Below are 14,914 nucleotides of genomic sequence, written 5' to 3' on the forward strand. Positions count from 1 at the left end.
TTAAAACTCTGGTGTTACCATACGAGTATTAGTTAATCTAGAATCGGTTAATGAGCCCATATCGAAAACATCTTGTGTTATAGTAGGAAATTGCACGTATTCAACCCGCAAGGTTATAGTAAACACTTGATTGATTGGGTGCGCACGATACGCTGTTGCTGGAAGTGTAGCACTTTCATTTGGATTTAAATAATCCGCTATACTAGGATCTGTGTAATCATTGGCAGGGTTTTGATCGGCTGGTGCATTTTCTTCATCAATCGTCAATGTGCCATCATTATCATCATCGGTATCTAAATAGTTTGGAATGCCATCTTCATCGGTATCTCTTGGGTTTGTTAATGGATCATTGTCTCCATCCGCATTATCATCTTCAATCTCAACAGACGTTAAAACATTATCGCCATCATCATCCACATCTAAATAGTCTGGAATACCATCACCATCAGTATCGGTTGGGTTTGTTGCCGGATCAAAATCGCCGTCTAGATTAGCATCTTCCATTTCGGCTGGAATACCATCATTATCATCTTCAACTAAAAATACATTAATAATACCAGTTCCTGAAACACTTGATAAATCTTCATTAATTTGAATATCAGAAGGAGGTACGTCATTACAAAATAAAGGTGCTGGATTGCTATTATAGGAGCGGTAATTAAATTGATTAGCTGTTCCTTCAATCGCAATTTCAATAGGTTCGTCATTTACAAGCAGTCCTGTAATGGTATCTACTTCTATTAATTTTTCTAAAGTCCATGCAGGTTCAACTATCTGGAGTGATAACGATTCAAATGGGTTTTCTTTAACTTGATAGAAAACCAATTCGCCACAGGCTACAAATGTATCGCCAAATTCAAAATCAACGTTAATGATGTCACCATCATCACAAGATGAAACCATTGAAAATGTTAGAAGTACTAGAAGTAATTTTCGCATGACGAGTATATTTTATACAAAATTAAAAGAATTGGTAAATATACAACGTCATCGGGAACAAATAATTTTATTTCTCGTAATTTTGTATGATTAATTTATGGAGACGAATAAGCTTATGAAACCAGTATATTTTGATAGTGCAGCAACCACAAAAGTAAGGGATGAAGTTATTGATGCTATGACAGCCGTTATGCGCAATGATTATGGTAATGCCTCATCCACACATAGTTTTGGACGCGCTTCCAAAGTTTTAATAGAACAAGCCAGAAAAACAATTGCGAAACAGTTAAATGTAAGTGCTGGTGAAATTGTTTTCACGTCAGGTGGTACGGAAGCTGATAATTTAGCCTTGCAATGCGCTATTCGCGATTTAGGGGTTGAAGATATTATAACCTCCAAAATTGAACATCATGCGGTTTTGCATACGGTTGAGCAACTGGAAAAAACATGTGATATACAAGTGAGCTATGTAAAATTAGATGCTGATGGTCAGGTAGATTTTGAACATTTAGAACAACTTCTTAAAACACATGGAAAGACTTTGGTAAGCCTCATGTATGTTAATAATGAAATAGGAAATATTTTGGATGTGAAACGTGTGAGCAATTTATGCCAAGCTAATAACGCTTTGTTTCATTGTGATGCTGTACAATGTATTGGACACTATAAACTGGACCTACAAGATGTTCACATTGATTTTCTAGCGGCAAGTGCCCATAAATTCCATGGACCAAAAGGTGTAGGTTTTGCTTTTATTAGAAAAAATTCAGGTTTAAAACCGTTAATTTTTGGTGGTCAGCAGGAGCGCGGCATTCGGGCAGGTACGGAAGCTGTTCATGATATTGTAGGTTTAGAAAAAGCCTTCATTATGGCCTATGCCAATTTGGAAACGGAAAGCGCGTATGTATTAGATTTAAAACGACATTTTATTGCTGAATTAAAGCTAGCATTTCCAGATGTTCGTTTTAATGGCATGTCTGGTAATTTAGAAAAAAGCACTTACACCTTAATTAATGTATGTTTACCTATTCCACCTGAAAAAGCATTGATTTTATTATTTCAAATGGATTTGAAAGGGATAGCTTGTTCTAAAGGAAGTGCCTGTCAAAGTGGAAGTACAAAAGGATCACATGTTTTGAGTGAAATTTTAAGTGAAGATGATTTAAAGAAACCATCTATTCGCTTTTCATTTAGTATTTATAACACGAAAGATGAAATTGATTATGTCATTTCTGTTTTAAAGGAATTTGTTAAGGCTTAAGTAATTACCTATTTTAATTAATAAGGTCCAAAAGTCAAGCATGATGAAACTTGAATTTTGAACCTTAAAACTTAACACTAAATATAAAATTTTTAAGCAGCAATTTTAGTTGTTACCAATTGCTTTGAAATACGTGCTTGCCATTTTTCTAGCAACACTTTTTCATTTGTCATTTCAAAGTTAATATCCACATTAAAAAACTCCAAAACATAATCTTCCTGACCTTTGGTGCGTAACACGAGATCAATCCGGTCTGTTTCAATTTTATTGGTCGTTTTATTTTTTATGGTTCTATCTGTTTTATGAATGTAGCAGTCGGTTACGAGGTTTAAATCGGCTGTAATCCAAACGGTTTCTTCTTCTGTTTTTTTAGAAAAGACCAGTTTATTTTCCGAAACATCTAAAGCAATCGCATAATAGGTTCCCCAGAAATCCATTTCGGAAACATGAATGTTTTTTGATTTGGCGTTCGCAATAAATGTGTTTTTCGCTTTTTTCTTTTGAATATTTTGAGACATTTGAATGTACACTAGTGGCACAATAATTACTGTTGTAATAACTAAACCGATGATAATGGTATTTAAATCCATGATTTTTATTTTTTTAGAATGTTTAAAATGCGCTTATTTAAAAGCATGAAATAGTGGCTGAAAATTCAGCGAAACAAAAACTAAAAAAGGATTTTAAATAAAATCGTGAAAGGGGAAGATGCAGGTTTGCGTGTTATAACTTGGAATAATGTACTGTCCTGCTTTAACATATTGATTATCTCGAGCTGTTTGCGAAGCATCTAAAACTGAAGTGTTATTATAAGTTACAAAACGATCCGTAAAATCGTCAGCAGATTCAAAATCTGTAGGTGTGTTGCCTAAAATTTCAAGATCTTGATAGGCGTAAAAACGAGACGAATCATCTTTAGATTGTTTATCAGCCGTCTGTGTTTTAAACGTGCTTTCCGAAAACGAATCTATAAAAACATCATGAATAGCCGTTCCGAAGTTTAATACATAAACTAGGAGTAAGGAAATGGCTATATGTAGTTGAAATTTTGTTTTCACAACACAAAAGTAGTATAAAGTCAGATTGCTTGAATCAAAACTTTGTTAAATTTTTGATTACAAAATAATATACTTTTGGCTTATTATTTAAAACCGCATACTCGTCCGCACATTAAACACACGCGGTGTTAAGTAATTAGGTATCGCATATTGGCGCTTGCTATACACATCACGAACCCAGGTGTTGGTAATCGAGTTTTGTACATCAAACACATTGAAAATTTCAATGCCTATTGATAAATATTTAAAGGGCTTTCTCCAGCCACTTTGGTAGTCATCTTTATCATCAACAATAACATATTGAAAACCTACATCAGCACGTTTATAATCAGGCAATCGGTTTTGATACTCATACGGATCGGCATAACTTGGTGATCCTCCTGGAAGACCTGTATTGTACACCAAATTTAAATACATTTTCATTTTTGGTAAACTGGGTACATAATCTTGAAACAACGCGGCAAATTTTAAACGCTGATCTGTTGGTCTGGCAATATAACCACGATCATCAATGTTTTCTTCGGTTTTTAAATACCCAAAACTAAACCAAGATTCGGTTCCTGGCACAAACTCGCCATTCAAGCGCATATCCAATCCGTATGCATAAGCTTCGGCATTATTTTTGGCTCTGTAGCGAATACGTACGTTTTCTAAAGTGTACGGATTTACATCCGTTATTTTTTTATAATAAGCTTCCGTGGTTAACTTAAAGGGTCGGTCCCACATTTTAAAGCTGTAATCGTTTCCAAGAACAATATGAAACGATTTTTGAGCTTTTACATCTGGCCTTACGGTTCCTGAAGAATCGCGTAACTCTCTATAAAATGGTGGTTGGTAATACAAACCAGTTCCAATCCGGAATAGCATATCTTTATCCCAATTGGGTTTAATAGCGAATTGTGCACGCGGACTAAATACGGTTTGGCTTGTACTTTCAATGCCTTCACCACTTACGGTCCAATTGTGAGCACGTGCACCCACATTTAACCACGCTTCATTATCACCAATATCCATCCGTCTGCTCCATTGTAAATAGGCTTGCAGTCGGTCAATTTGTGTTTTGTTCTTGGCACGTACGTTTTGAAAAGGTTCCAATGGTCCTGAATATGGCGAATAGGGTTGGTCATTAAAGGCATCTGAACTCGGTGGATTTATAGAAAAACCAGCAGAATCAATCACTTCCCATTCTACTAACCGGTCGCGAATATCCTCATTGGTATATTTTATAGACCATTCAAAATCGTTATCGTCTTTCTTATAACTTCCTTGGTGCTCAATAGTCGTAATTAAAGCATCTAAATCATTTCTTCCGTGGTTTAATTGACCACCAATGCCTTCGCTAAATTCCACTTCACCCAAATCTTCATCGCCAATATTGGTGTTGACTTCACCTAAACGGTATTGCGCCAAAATATCAAAATGTTCTTCTTCAACGGTGTGATATGTGCTAGCAATAAGATTCAATGTTAAATCGTCATTAACTAAATAGGTTCCTTTTAAAGCACCAAAATAGGTTTCGTATTTATCACGTTCTTGACCTTCATAAAACACCAATAGTGCAAGTGGATTCTGAAGCGTTCCAAAATTAGTTTGGCGTGTTTCAGGTTCGTAGTTGTATTTATTGATGGAGGCGTTTCCTAAAAAGCTCAATTGAAATTTATCGGTAAATTTATAGGTTAAAAAGGTTTGCACATCGGCAAATTTCGGATCGTAATTCGTTTCCGTTTCCTTGGCATTCACCAATAAACTGTTATCACGATAACGCATGCCAACAATACCTGTAAATTTAGAATCTTTGCTTCGTCCTTCCACAGAAACGCTTGCGCCAAGCAAACTTAAATCGGCAGTCACACCGAATTGATAAGGCTTTCTGTAGGTAATATCTAAAACAGATGATAATTTATCGCCATACTTGGCTTGGAATCCACCAGCTGAAAAATCGACATTCTGAACTAAATCCGTATTAACAAAACTTAAACCTTCCTGTTGTCCGGAACGAATAAGAAAGGGACGATACACTTCAATACCGTTTACGTAAACTAAATTTTCATCAAAATTTCCACCACGAACCGAATATTGTGTACTCAATTCATTATTACTGCTTACACCTGGTAAGGTTTTTAATAAATTTTCAACACCGGAATTGGCGCCTGGAATATTTCTAATGGTTTCCGGTTGCAGGGTAATAATTCCTTGAACATCTTTTCGCGTTTTTCCCGAAATAACTACGGTTGACATTTGCTCAACCGCTTCATCCATAACGGGATGAAACTCGACATCTTCACCATTTTTAAGATTGAATGTTGCTGTTATCGATTTAAACGTGATGTGTGTAAAAACAACGGTTATTTCCTGATTAGCAGGTATTTTTATACTGTAATACCCGTTTTCATCCGTTGTGGTTCCTGAATTTCCTGCGGTAATATTAACGTCTGAAATGGGTGTGTTGGTGCTGTTTAAAATAACACCCTTTAGGGTTCCTGTTTGAGCAATGGCTGTAAACGACACCAGTAGCAAAAGAACAACGAAAACTGAAAGTGATTTATATGTCAAGGTTTTAATTTTTTATTTTCGGAAAAAGGTTGTTTCAAAAGTAGAATTATTTCCCACATTATCTGTTACAATTATCTTTAAATTATTTTTTGTTTCGGTTGAAACATTATCATTAAAATCATAAACCAGTAAATTTGTTTTATAATCATACTCCATTAAAATCCATTTGCCATTTATAGTAGCGCGATAATTAGAAATTCCTGAACCTTCATCTTCAATCTTCACTTTTAAAAAGCGGTATTTACTCAACCATTTGCCTTCTGTAAAATTGATGGGTTTTATTGTGGGATTTATGTTATCTACGGTTAAAGCGTAAGTTCCTAACGTTTTATTATATGTTGTTAGCGTGTTTTCTTTTCTATAGGTTTTAGAATAAATAGTGTATTGTTTCCGCCAACCTACTAAACGTGCAATATATAATTTATCAGAATCTTGGTCTTTATAACTGCTAATGTCGTAGGTTATTGTAAAGTTCTCACGAAGTGGAATGGTATCTTCATGTAAGGTGATGGTATCATTGTTAACTTCAAAATTGATATAAAAATCATCAAAAAAAGCATCCTGCGGAAAATATACCGAGACATTTTTATTTATAAGTTCATTGGCTTTTTTTGAATATATATGAAACGGTGTTTCTATAATTTCTTTTGGTTTTACATCGGTTCCTACTAAACCTTCAATATTAATGGTAAGCCAAACATCATTATTATGAAAATCCTTAACGCGGACTTTATAAACTGATGATGTACTATCTTCTACTTGAATATAACCATTATCATCAATATTTTTCAACATGCTTAAGGTGTTGCCACTTTCTACAAATAATTTTTGAAGCCGTTCTTTTTTGTCTGTATAATGACCGTAATCAATATAACGATTTAGGAGTCTGGATTCATCAAATGTAAAGCGTTTAAAATCCATTTCAAATTTCTGATTCCCATTATAAAAGGTTTGAATGTTCTCTACACCATTCTTATTAGAGGCTAGATCTTGTCTGTCATTTGCTTCAATAGCAAAGCCAATTTTTCCAAATGCTTGAATATTTTCAACGGTATAATCGCCATTTGGCGTATTAATTAAACGCAATTTTTGGCGTTCTTTAGTCCCATTTATATGGGAATCTTCAGAAATAGGGTAGGCATAAACTTCCGTTATAATGGGCTTGGTAGTATCGGTTATGTCTATTCCAAAAAGTAACGGATTTATTGGTCTTTCGGCATTATCACGAATTTCATAATGCAAATGTGGACCGCCTGAACCTCCTGTGTTTCCACTAAAAGCAATCAAATCGCCTTTTAAAACTGGTAATTCATCTATTTTTGGAAATACCTCAATCTCAAATGTTTCCTGTTCATATTGGAGCTTTTTTATATAAGCCTCTAAAGTTGGGGACAATTGCTGCAAATGTGCGTACACCGTGGTGTAGCCATTTGGATGTGTTATGTAAAGCGCTTTTCCGTAACCATAATGGGCAATTTTTATACGACTAATATACCCATCAGCCGTTGCAAATACTTTTAAACCTTCGCGTTGTTGGGTTTTAATATCCATTCCTGAATGAAAATGGTTGGAACGCAATTCGCCAAATGTACCAGATGGAATGATGGTAACATCTAATGGATGCCTAAAATAATCAGTAGGGTAGGGGGTTTGGGCGTGGCCTATAAACGCGAATAGTAAAAAAAATGTGAGGAATTTTTGCATAAAATGGATGTTGTTGCTAAAATATCAATTTGATTCAAATTGGACAAGCAAAAACCGCAAGCATTAGCATAGGAAGCGATTTTAGGGAGAAACGTAAATTATTTAATTTTTATTGAAAAACTATTGTTATTTAAATCGAGGTATGTTAACTTTGTGAGATAAGTATGGATATGATAGATGAGTAAAATTGAAGAAACTGTAAATGCTTTAGAAAACAAAATCAACAAGGTTTTACATAAGCAGCGACTTTTAAAAGAAGCAAATTTAAAATTACAGCAAGAACTCCAATCTTCTCAACATATGCTTCAGTCTCATAAAATGCAAATTGCTGATTGGGAAGAAAAATATGAAGCGCTGAAAATGGCCAATTCCATGCTTGGCAGTGACGAAAATAAAAGAGAAACAAAACTCAAAATAAACGCATTAATTCGGGAAATTGATCATTGTATTGCGCAACTTTCCGAGTAATGAATCATAGTTTTCAATGTCAGAAAAACTAAAAATTAAATTATCAATAGCCAATCGTGTGTATCCGTTAACGATTACGCCGAGTCAGGAAGAAGGGTTGCGAAAAGCCGCCAAAAATATTGAAGCTATGATAAAGCAATTTGAGCAAAGTTATTCTGTTCAAGATAAGCAAGATGTATTAGCCATGTGCGCTTTGCAATTTGCTTCTCAAGTGGAACAGAAATCATTAGATAAAGACTATGCGAATGAAACAGTGGAATTAAAGTTAGATGCTTTAAACGACCTATTAGATTCGCATTTAAACTCTTAACGTTCTTATAAATAAAATAAAGGTTACTGCCTGCATTAGTTATTTTTTTTGATAAACTCAACACGAATTCTTTAAAAAGGGTGAGTTTAAGTTGTAAAAGCATGCTGTTAGTGCTGAATTTATTCAGTATCTCGAACAGACCCTTGATCAGCTTGGTATCCCTAAACTTGTTTTAAGGAGTTTATACAAAACTTTATTCTGGTGCAGGCTTTTTTTATATAAATTAATCAACTAGAAAATGGATAATACAATTGTTATTGTAGGTGGAATATTATTAGGTATTATAATAGGTTTTATTGTTGCTAAAGTGCTAGAGCGCAACAACGCTTCTAAAGTTATTAAAAGCGCAAAAAAATCGGCTTCAGCTATTTTAAAAGAAGCTAAAAGTGAAGGCGAATCAATTAAGAAGGATAAAATACTTCAAGCAAAGGAAAAATTTATTGAGTTAAAATCAGAACATGAAAAAGTGATTAACTCACGTGACAAAAAGATGGCAGATGCCGAAAAGCGTACACGTGATAAAGAATCGCAATTGTCGGGAGAGCTTTCAAAAAGTAAAAAATTAAACGATGGACTGGAAGAAAAAGTTAAGGATTACAACCATCGCTTAGAAGTTATTGAAAAGAAACAAGAAGAAGTAGATAGGTTACATAGAAGTCAAATTGAACAACTAGAAGTTATTTCTAGCCTGTCTGCTGAAGATGCCAAAGCACAATTAGTAGAGTCTTTAAAAGGTGAAGCTAAAAATGATGCTATGGCGTATATCCAGAGCACGATTGAAGAATCTAAACTAACGGCGCAGCAAGAAGCTAAAAAAATTATTATTAATACCATTCAGCGTATTGGAACGGAAGAGGCAGTGGATAACTGTGTTTCTGTTTTCAATATCGAATCAGATGATGTTAAAGGTCGTATTATTGGTCGTGAAGGTCGTAATATTCGGGCTATTGAAGCAGCAACAGGTGTAGAGATTATTGTTGATGACACACCAGAAGCCATTATCTTATCTTGTTTTGATTCTGTACGTCGTGAAATTGCTAGATTATCCTTACACAAATTGGTAACAGATGGTCGTATTCACCCAGCACGTATTGAAGAGGTGGTTCAAAAAACAACCAAGCAAATTGAACAAGAGATTATTGAAGTAGGAAAACGAACTATAATCGATTTAGGAATTCATAACCTTCATCCTGAACTAATAAAGATGGTTGGACGTATGAAATACCGTTCGTCTTACGGTCAAAACTTATTACAACACTCGCGTGAAGTTGCTAAACTTTGTGGTATAATGGCGGCCGAATTAGGCTTAAATCCAAAAATGGCTAAACGTGCCGGATTATTACATGATATTGGTAAAGTGCCAGATGCGGAAGCAGATATGGAAACACCACATGCTATTTTAGGTATGCAATGGGCTGAAAAGTTTGGTGAGAAAGATGATGTTTGTAATGCCATAGGTGCTCACCACGATGAAATTGAAATGAAATCCTTATTAGCGCCAATTGTTCAAGTTTGTGATGCTATTTCAGGAGCAAGACCTGGCGCAAGACGTCAAGTTCTTGATAGTTATATTCAACGTTTAAAAGATTTGGAAGATATTGCTTTCGGGTTTGGAGGTGTTAAAAAAGCCTATGCTATTCAAGCAGGTCGTGAATTACGTGTTATTGTAGAAAGCGAAAAAGTGGATGATCAGAAAGCAGCTGATTTATCCTTTAGTATTTCTCAAAAAATTCAAACAGATATGACCTATCCAGGTCAAGTTAAAGTCACCGTTATTCGTGAGACACGTGCAGTAAATATTGCGAAATAAAATATTATATTTTAGATATATAAAAAGTCCTTCTTTAAAAAGAGGGACTTTTTTTTTGGCAGTTTATTTCCTAGGATGAAATGTTTGGATGGCTTTCTTCAATTGTTTTTTATCCAAATGCACATATATTTCGGTGGTGGTGATGCTTTCGTGACCTAACATCATTTGAATAGCTCTTAAATCGGCACCATTTTCTAATAAATGTGTTGCAAAGGAATGCCTGAAGGTATGTGGGGAAATGGTTTTATTGAGATTTATTTCAGTCGCTAATTTTTTAATAATGGTAAAAATCATGGCACGCGTTAGTTGCTTGCCACGATTGTTTAAAAATAAGGTGTCGTTATATTCTTTCTGAACATCTATAGCCGAACGAACATCGCGAATATAAATAGTTATATATTTTTGAGTTGTGGGACTAATAGGAACAAAACGCTGTTTATCACCTTTTCCAGTAACGTTGATAAATCCTTCTTCAAAAAACAAATCTGAAATTTTCAGACTCACCAATTCACTAACGCGTAAACCGCATCCATAGAGGGTTTCCAACATGGTTCTATCGCGTTCACCAATCCGTACTTGATTGTATTCTTTGGTTAAATCAATAGCATTAATAATCCGGTCAATATCTTTTAAGCTTAAAGTGTCTGGAAGTTTCCGGCCAATTCTAGGGGATTCAATTAAATCAATTGGATTATCGGTTCTATAATCCTCAAAAACTAAATAACCAAAAAAACTGCGCAACCCGGATATAATGCGGGATTGTGAGCGTGGATTGATATCTTTTGCTATGTCGTAAATAAATTGCTGAACCGTTTCAGACGTGATTTGATTAGGAGAACTGTTCATGTTATGTTCCTCTAGAAAAGCTATCAATTTCTCTATATCAAAAGTATAACTGGCAATGGTATTTGGCGATAATCCACGTTCAATTTTTAGGTATAAATTAAAATCCGTTAAGGCTTGGTTCCAGGTCATTGTAACAAAGATAGGATAAAGTTTTAAATGTATGTAAATCTCCTTAAAAGCGGATATAGGTTTTGTAATTGTTAACAACTAAAGATATAAACATCTGAAAATCAATAGTTTGTTTTTTATTGTTAATTAGAATGTTAATAAGTTAGCTTCAAAACTTTAATTATTGCGAAAAAAGTGGTTAGTTTGTGATAATCAATTAATTAAAACTTAAAATTATGAAAAAATTATTAGTATGTGCAGCTGTTGCTGTGTTCAGTATGGGTGCACTATCAGCACAAGACGTCAGGTTTGGTGTTAAAGGTGGTGTTAACTTTGCAAATTTAGCTGGAGATTTTGGCGTTTCTGGTTTTGACGAGGATTTTCAAGACGCTGAAATGAAAGTTGGCTTTCATATTGGTGGTTTAGCTGAATTAAAGCTCACTGAAAAGTTTGCATTACAGCCTGAATTATTATTTTCTAACCAGGGTTTCAAATCGACTTATTTCGATATTGATGATCGTAAACAAGATTATAATGTAAATTTAAGCTATGTTAACATTCCAATTATGGCTAAATTCTTTCCTATTGATGGTTTAAGCATAGAAGCGGGACCTCAAATAGGTTTTTTAGTTTCGGCTAAAGATGAGCGAAATGATTATTATAATGATTATCTAGAAGAAGGCGATGTTAAAATTGATACAAAGGATTTATACAAGTCACTTGATTTTGGATTAAATTTTGGAGCGAGTTATGAAATGGAAAGTGGACTTTTCTTTACGGCTCGTTATAATTTAGGATTATCTAAAGTGGATGATGAAGATTTTTACGGAGATTTTGCTGATTTTGGATTATTTTCTTTTTCACGTAAAAACCGTGTAATTCAATTATCCGCAGGTTTTATGTTTTAAACATTACAACCTAATGATATTAAAAAGCCAAAACACTGTTTTGGCTTTTTTTTGTTTATGTTATTTGTTTATCTTTAAGTATATCAATCTATTAACTAAAACTAACAATTATGAAAAAAACAATTTTATTGGCTGCTATAGCAGTGTTCGGGTTAACAAAAATGAATGCACAGGATGATTTTGTGGAAAAGGCTAAAACAGGAGGGTTTTATATAGGTGCCAATATAGGGTTGCCATTAAGTACTTCTAGTGATATTGCCTCTTTTAACTTTGGCTTTGATGGTGCTTATTTATTTGAGGTTATTGATAACCTAGAAATAGGTGGTTTATTAGGTTACACACATTTTATTGCTGATGGAAGCTACAGTTATAACCGCTATTTTGATGATGAATTAGTGGTGATTGCGGATTACGAAGACGCATCATTTATTCCTATTGCGGCTTCAGCACGATATTATTTTGCAGACCGTAAGTTTTTTGGTGGAATTGATTTAGGTGTGGGACTTAACGTGTCTGGCGATGCTAAATCAGGATTTTATGCACGACCAAAATTTGGTTTTGATTTGGGAACCATTGCCTTAATAGCATCTTTCCAAAGTATTTCTGGAGGTGTAGATTATGGAGATACTTACTATGGTGGAACCTATGTTTCTGGTAGTGGTTTCAATTCCTTTAATTTTGGCGTAGAATTTGAATTTTAAACTATAAGATTAAACTTACTTTTAATTTGGTGGATATAATCATTCGGCTTATTTTTGGCAATTCAAAAATATCTTAACTTAATTAAATTTATTACATGAAAAAATTATTACTTTCTGCAGCTATTGCTGTAATTGGTTTGAGTCAAGTATCAGCTCAAGAGTTTAGCTTTGGTCCTAAAGCTGGTGTGAATTTTGCAACATTAACAGGTGATATTGAAGATGCTGAATTTAAAGTAGGCTTACACATTGGTGGTGCAGCTGAATATATGTTCGATGAAAAAATGGGCCTTCAAGCCGAGTTATTATACTCAATGCAAGGTGCGAAAAACGAATATACTGAAACGTCAACTATTGGTGGAGTTACCGAAAGAGATTTTGAAAAATCTACTTTAAAATTAAATTATATCAATTTACCAGTAATGTTTAAGTATTACATCGTAGATGGCTTTAACGTTGAAGTAGGACCACAAGTTAGCTTTTTGGTTTCTGCTAAAGGTGAATATGAGTATGAGTACTCTATATCTGGAGGTGGAACAGATTTTTCAGAATCAGGATCAGAAGAAATTGATATTGATGACGAATTAAAAGGAATTGATTTCGGTCTTAATTTTGGTTTAGGCTATAAATTAGATAACGGCCTAAACTTTGGAGCACGTTATAATTTAGGTTTAATGAATATTAATGATGAGGATGAATTTCGCGATGAATACAAAATTAATAATGGCGTAATTCAAATTTCTGCTGGATTTATGTTCTAAATTTATAGATTAATAAAATCATTTAAAACCGAAGCTTGGCTTCGGTTTTTTTATGCCTGATTTTTTTTAGCATATCCTAATATTACGTGTTTTTCATCTAAAGTTAAAGTTATCAATTTGTTAGATAATTATTAACACCCATTTTGAGGGTTTCCAATTTTATAAATTATTTTTTGCGTTATTTTTCTTACTGAAAACGTCAATTTCTATTTTAAAAGATAGACATCTTTGTACCATAATAATTATAAACCCTAAAAAAGCAAAACAAATGAAAAAAGTATTTTTAGTTGCTGCAGCTGCAGTTTTTAGCTTAACAAGTATATATGCACAATCGGATTCAAAAGCCGTTCAATTTGGAGTAAAAGGTGGTGTAAACTTTTCCACAATTACGAGTGATGATTTTAATGATTTAAAATCGCGTACTAGTTTTAATGTGGGTGTTTTAGCCGAAATCCCAATTACAGAACGCTTATCCATTCAGCCAGAAGTTATGTACTCTGGACAAGGTTTTGATGTGCGTGAAATAGATCAAGACAATGTTTTTGATACGGACGATAATATAGAATACCAATTGGATTATATCCAAGTACCTGTATTAGTTAAAGTGTATTTAGTTGAAGGATTAAGTGTAGAAGCCGGACCACAATTTGGTTTTAAAATTCATGAAGAGTTAGATTTTCAACCAAATTCGGATGGTGGTGATATTGAAATTAATCAAGATGATTCCTATATCAAAGATTTTGATACAAGTTTAGCTTTAGGAGCCGCTTATAAATTTGATAACGGATTTTTTGTAAATGGTCGTTATACATTTGGTTTAACAGATATTTTTAAAGATGATACTGTTTTTGAAAATGTAGATGCCAAAAACGCACTATGGCAAGTAGGTGTTGGTTTTATGTTCTAAACCACACATAATCATAAATTAAAACCGGAGTCCACACTTCGGTTTTTTTTATACCTTTACTTTATGAAAAAACTAATCATCATAAACGGTCCCAATTTAAACTTATTAGGGAAACGTGAACCGCAAATTTACGGGAGCTTAACGTTCATTGAATTTTTTGATACCATCAAGTCAAAATATGAATCATTTACAATAGAGCATTTTCAATCTAATATTGAAGGTGAAATTATTGACAAAATTCAAGAAGTCGGTTTTAGCTATCATGGGATTATTTTAAATGCAGCCGCTTATACGCATACGTCTGTAGGCATTGGTGATGCAGTTGCTGCCATAGAAACCCCTGTTGTAGAAGTTCATATTTCTAATACGTTTAAGCGCGAAGGATTTAGACATCATTCCTATGTTGCACCTCATGCCAAAGGCGTTGTTTTAGGATTTGGTCTTCAAAGTTATGAATTGGCTATTCAGAGTTTTATTCCATCCTAAATCCGTATTCAAGGTAAAAATTCCTTAATATTAAAAACATAAAAGCAAAAAGCACGATTCTTATAAGAATCGTGCTTTTTTATATTTCTAAATGGGA

Annotated in this window: 15 protein-coding genes and 1 other RNA gene; 10 read left to right on the forward strand and 6 right to left on the reverse strand. The window is 33.9% G+C overall.

Annotated elements, in window-relative coordinates; translation table 11 throughout:
- On the reverse strand, positions 1-939 hold the full coding sequence (locus tag GMA17_RS03355; protein ID WP_248399132.1) for a hypothetical protein: 939 nt from the start codon (positions 937-939) through the stop codon (positions 1-3).
- Positions 940-1,054: 115 nt separating this feature from the next.
- Here GMA17_RS03355 and GMA17_RS03360 point away from each other — a divergent pair, with 115 nt between their 5' ends.
- A complete protein-coding gene (locus tag GMA17_RS03360) occupies positions 1,055-2,200 on the forward strand; it encodes a cysteine desulfurase family protein (protein ID WP_248399134.1) in 1,146 nt (381 codons plus the stop codon).
- Between the two features lie 92 nt (positions 2,201-2,292).
- On the opposite strand, the gene GMA17_RS03365 is transcribed toward GMA17_RS03360, so the two are convergent.
- From GMA17_RS03365 to GMA17_RS03380, 4 genes are all read right to left on the reverse strand, one after another.
- On the reverse strand, positions 2,293-2,790 hold the full coding sequence (locus GMA17_RS03365; RefSeq protein WP_248399136.1) for a hypothetical protein: 498 nt from the start codon (positions 2,788-2,790) through the stop codon (positions 2,293-2,295).
- A gap of 93 nt (positions 2,791-2,883) precedes the next feature.
- On the reverse strand, positions 2,884-3,258 hold the full coding sequence (locus GMA17_RS03370; protein WP_248399138.1) for a hypothetical protein: 375 nt from the start codon (positions 3,256-3,258) through the stop codon (positions 2,884-2,886).
- An 87-nt stretch (positions 3,259-3,345) separates the two neighbouring features.
- Entirely contained in the window at positions 3,346-5,811 is a 2,466-nt protein-coding gene (locus tag GMA17_RS03375) for a TonB-dependent receptor (RefSeq protein WP_248399140.1), read from the reverse strand.
- A 12-nt stretch (positions 5,812-5,823) separates the two neighbouring features.
- A complete protein-coding gene (locus GMA17_RS03380) occupies positions 5,824-7,515 on the reverse strand; it encodes a M23 family metallopeptidase (RefSeq protein ID WP_248399142.1) in 1,692 nt (563 codons plus the stop codon).
- A 177-nt stretch (positions 7,516-7,692) separates the two neighbouring features.
- On the opposite strand from GMA17_RS03380, the gene GMA17_RS03385 reads away from it, so the two are divergent.
- The 4 genes from GMA17_RS03385 to rny all read left to right on the forward strand — a co-directional run bounded on the left by GMA17_RS03385 (position 7,693) and on the right by rny (position 10,103).
- Positions 7,693-7,983 carry a hypothetical protein gene (locus tag GMA17_RS03385; RefSeq protein WP_248399144.1) on the forward strand — a complete coding sequence of 97 codons (291 nt, stop codon included), beginning with the start codon at positions 7,693-7,695 and terminating at the stop codon, positions 7,981-7,983.
- A 16-nt stretch (positions 7,984-7,999) separates the two neighbouring features.
- Positions 8,000-8,293, forward strand: coding sequence for a cell division protein ZapA (locus tag GMA17_RS03390; protein ID WP_248399145.1), 294 nt, complete (start codon positions 8,000-8,002; stop codon positions 8,291-8,293).
- A 55-nt stretch (positions 8,294-8,348) separates the two neighbouring features.
- Positions 8,349-8,476: non-coding RNA, 6S RNA (ssrS, locus tag GMA17_RS03395), on the forward strand.
- A gap of 55 nt (positions 8,477-8,531) precedes the next feature.
- Entirely contained in the window at positions 8,532-10,103 is a 1,572-nt protein-coding gene (rny, locus tag GMA17_RS03400) for a ribonuclease Y (RefSeq protein ID WP_248399147.1), read from the forward strand.
- Positions 10,104-10,166: 63 nt separating this feature from the next.
- Here rny and xerD read toward each other — a convergent pair whose 3' ends face one another.
- Positions 10,167-11,078, reverse strand: a complete 912-nt coding sequence (gene xerD / locus GMA17_RS03405) for a site-specific tyrosine recombinase XerD (protein WP_248399149.1) — start codon at positions 11,076-11,078, stop codon at positions 10,167-10,169.
- A 215-nt stretch (positions 11,079-11,293) separates the two neighbouring features.
- On the opposite strand from xerD, the gene GMA17_RS03410 reads away from it, so the two are divergent.
- From GMA17_RS03410 to aroQ, 5 genes are all read left to right on the forward strand, one after another.
- Entirely contained in the window at positions 11,294-11,965 is a 672-nt protein-coding gene (locus GMA17_RS03410) for a porin family protein (protein WP_248399151.1), read from the forward strand.
- 110 nt (positions 11,966-12,075) lie between these two features.
- Positions 12,076-12,666 carry a hypothetical protein gene (locus GMA17_RS03415; RefSeq protein WP_248399153.1) on the forward strand — a complete coding sequence of 197 codons (591 nt, stop codon included), beginning with the start codon at positions 12,076-12,078 and terminating at the stop codon, positions 12,664-12,666.
- Between the two features lie 95 nt (positions 12,667-12,761).
- Positions 12,762-13,424: a porin family protein gene (locus GMA17_RS03420; RefSeq protein WP_248399155.1), complete on the forward strand. Its 663-nt coding sequence runs from the start codon at positions 12,762-12,764 to the stop codon at positions 13,422-13,424.
- Between the two features lie 268 nt (positions 13,425-13,692).
- Positions 13,693-14,331 carry a porin family protein gene (locus GMA17_RS03425; protein WP_248399157.1) on the forward strand — a complete coding sequence of 213 codons (639 nt, stop codon included), beginning with the start codon at positions 13,693-13,695 and terminating at the stop codon, positions 14,329-14,331.
- A 63-nt stretch (positions 14,332-14,394) separates the two neighbouring features.
- Positions 14,395-14,817 carry a type II 3-dehydroquinate dehydratase gene (gene aroQ / locus GMA17_RS03430; protein WP_248399159.1) on the forward strand — a complete coding sequence of 141 codons (423 nt, stop codon included), beginning with the start codon at positions 14,395-14,397 and terminating at the stop codon, positions 14,815-14,817.
- Positions 14,818-14,914: the final 97 nt, after the last annotated feature.

The sequence above is a fragment of the Bizionia sp. M204 genome, from assembly GCF_023205095.1.
GTDB classification, from domain to species: Bacteria; Bacteroidota; Bacteroidia; order Flavobacteriales; family Flavobacteriaceae; genus Algorimicrobium; species Algorimicrobium hallyeonense.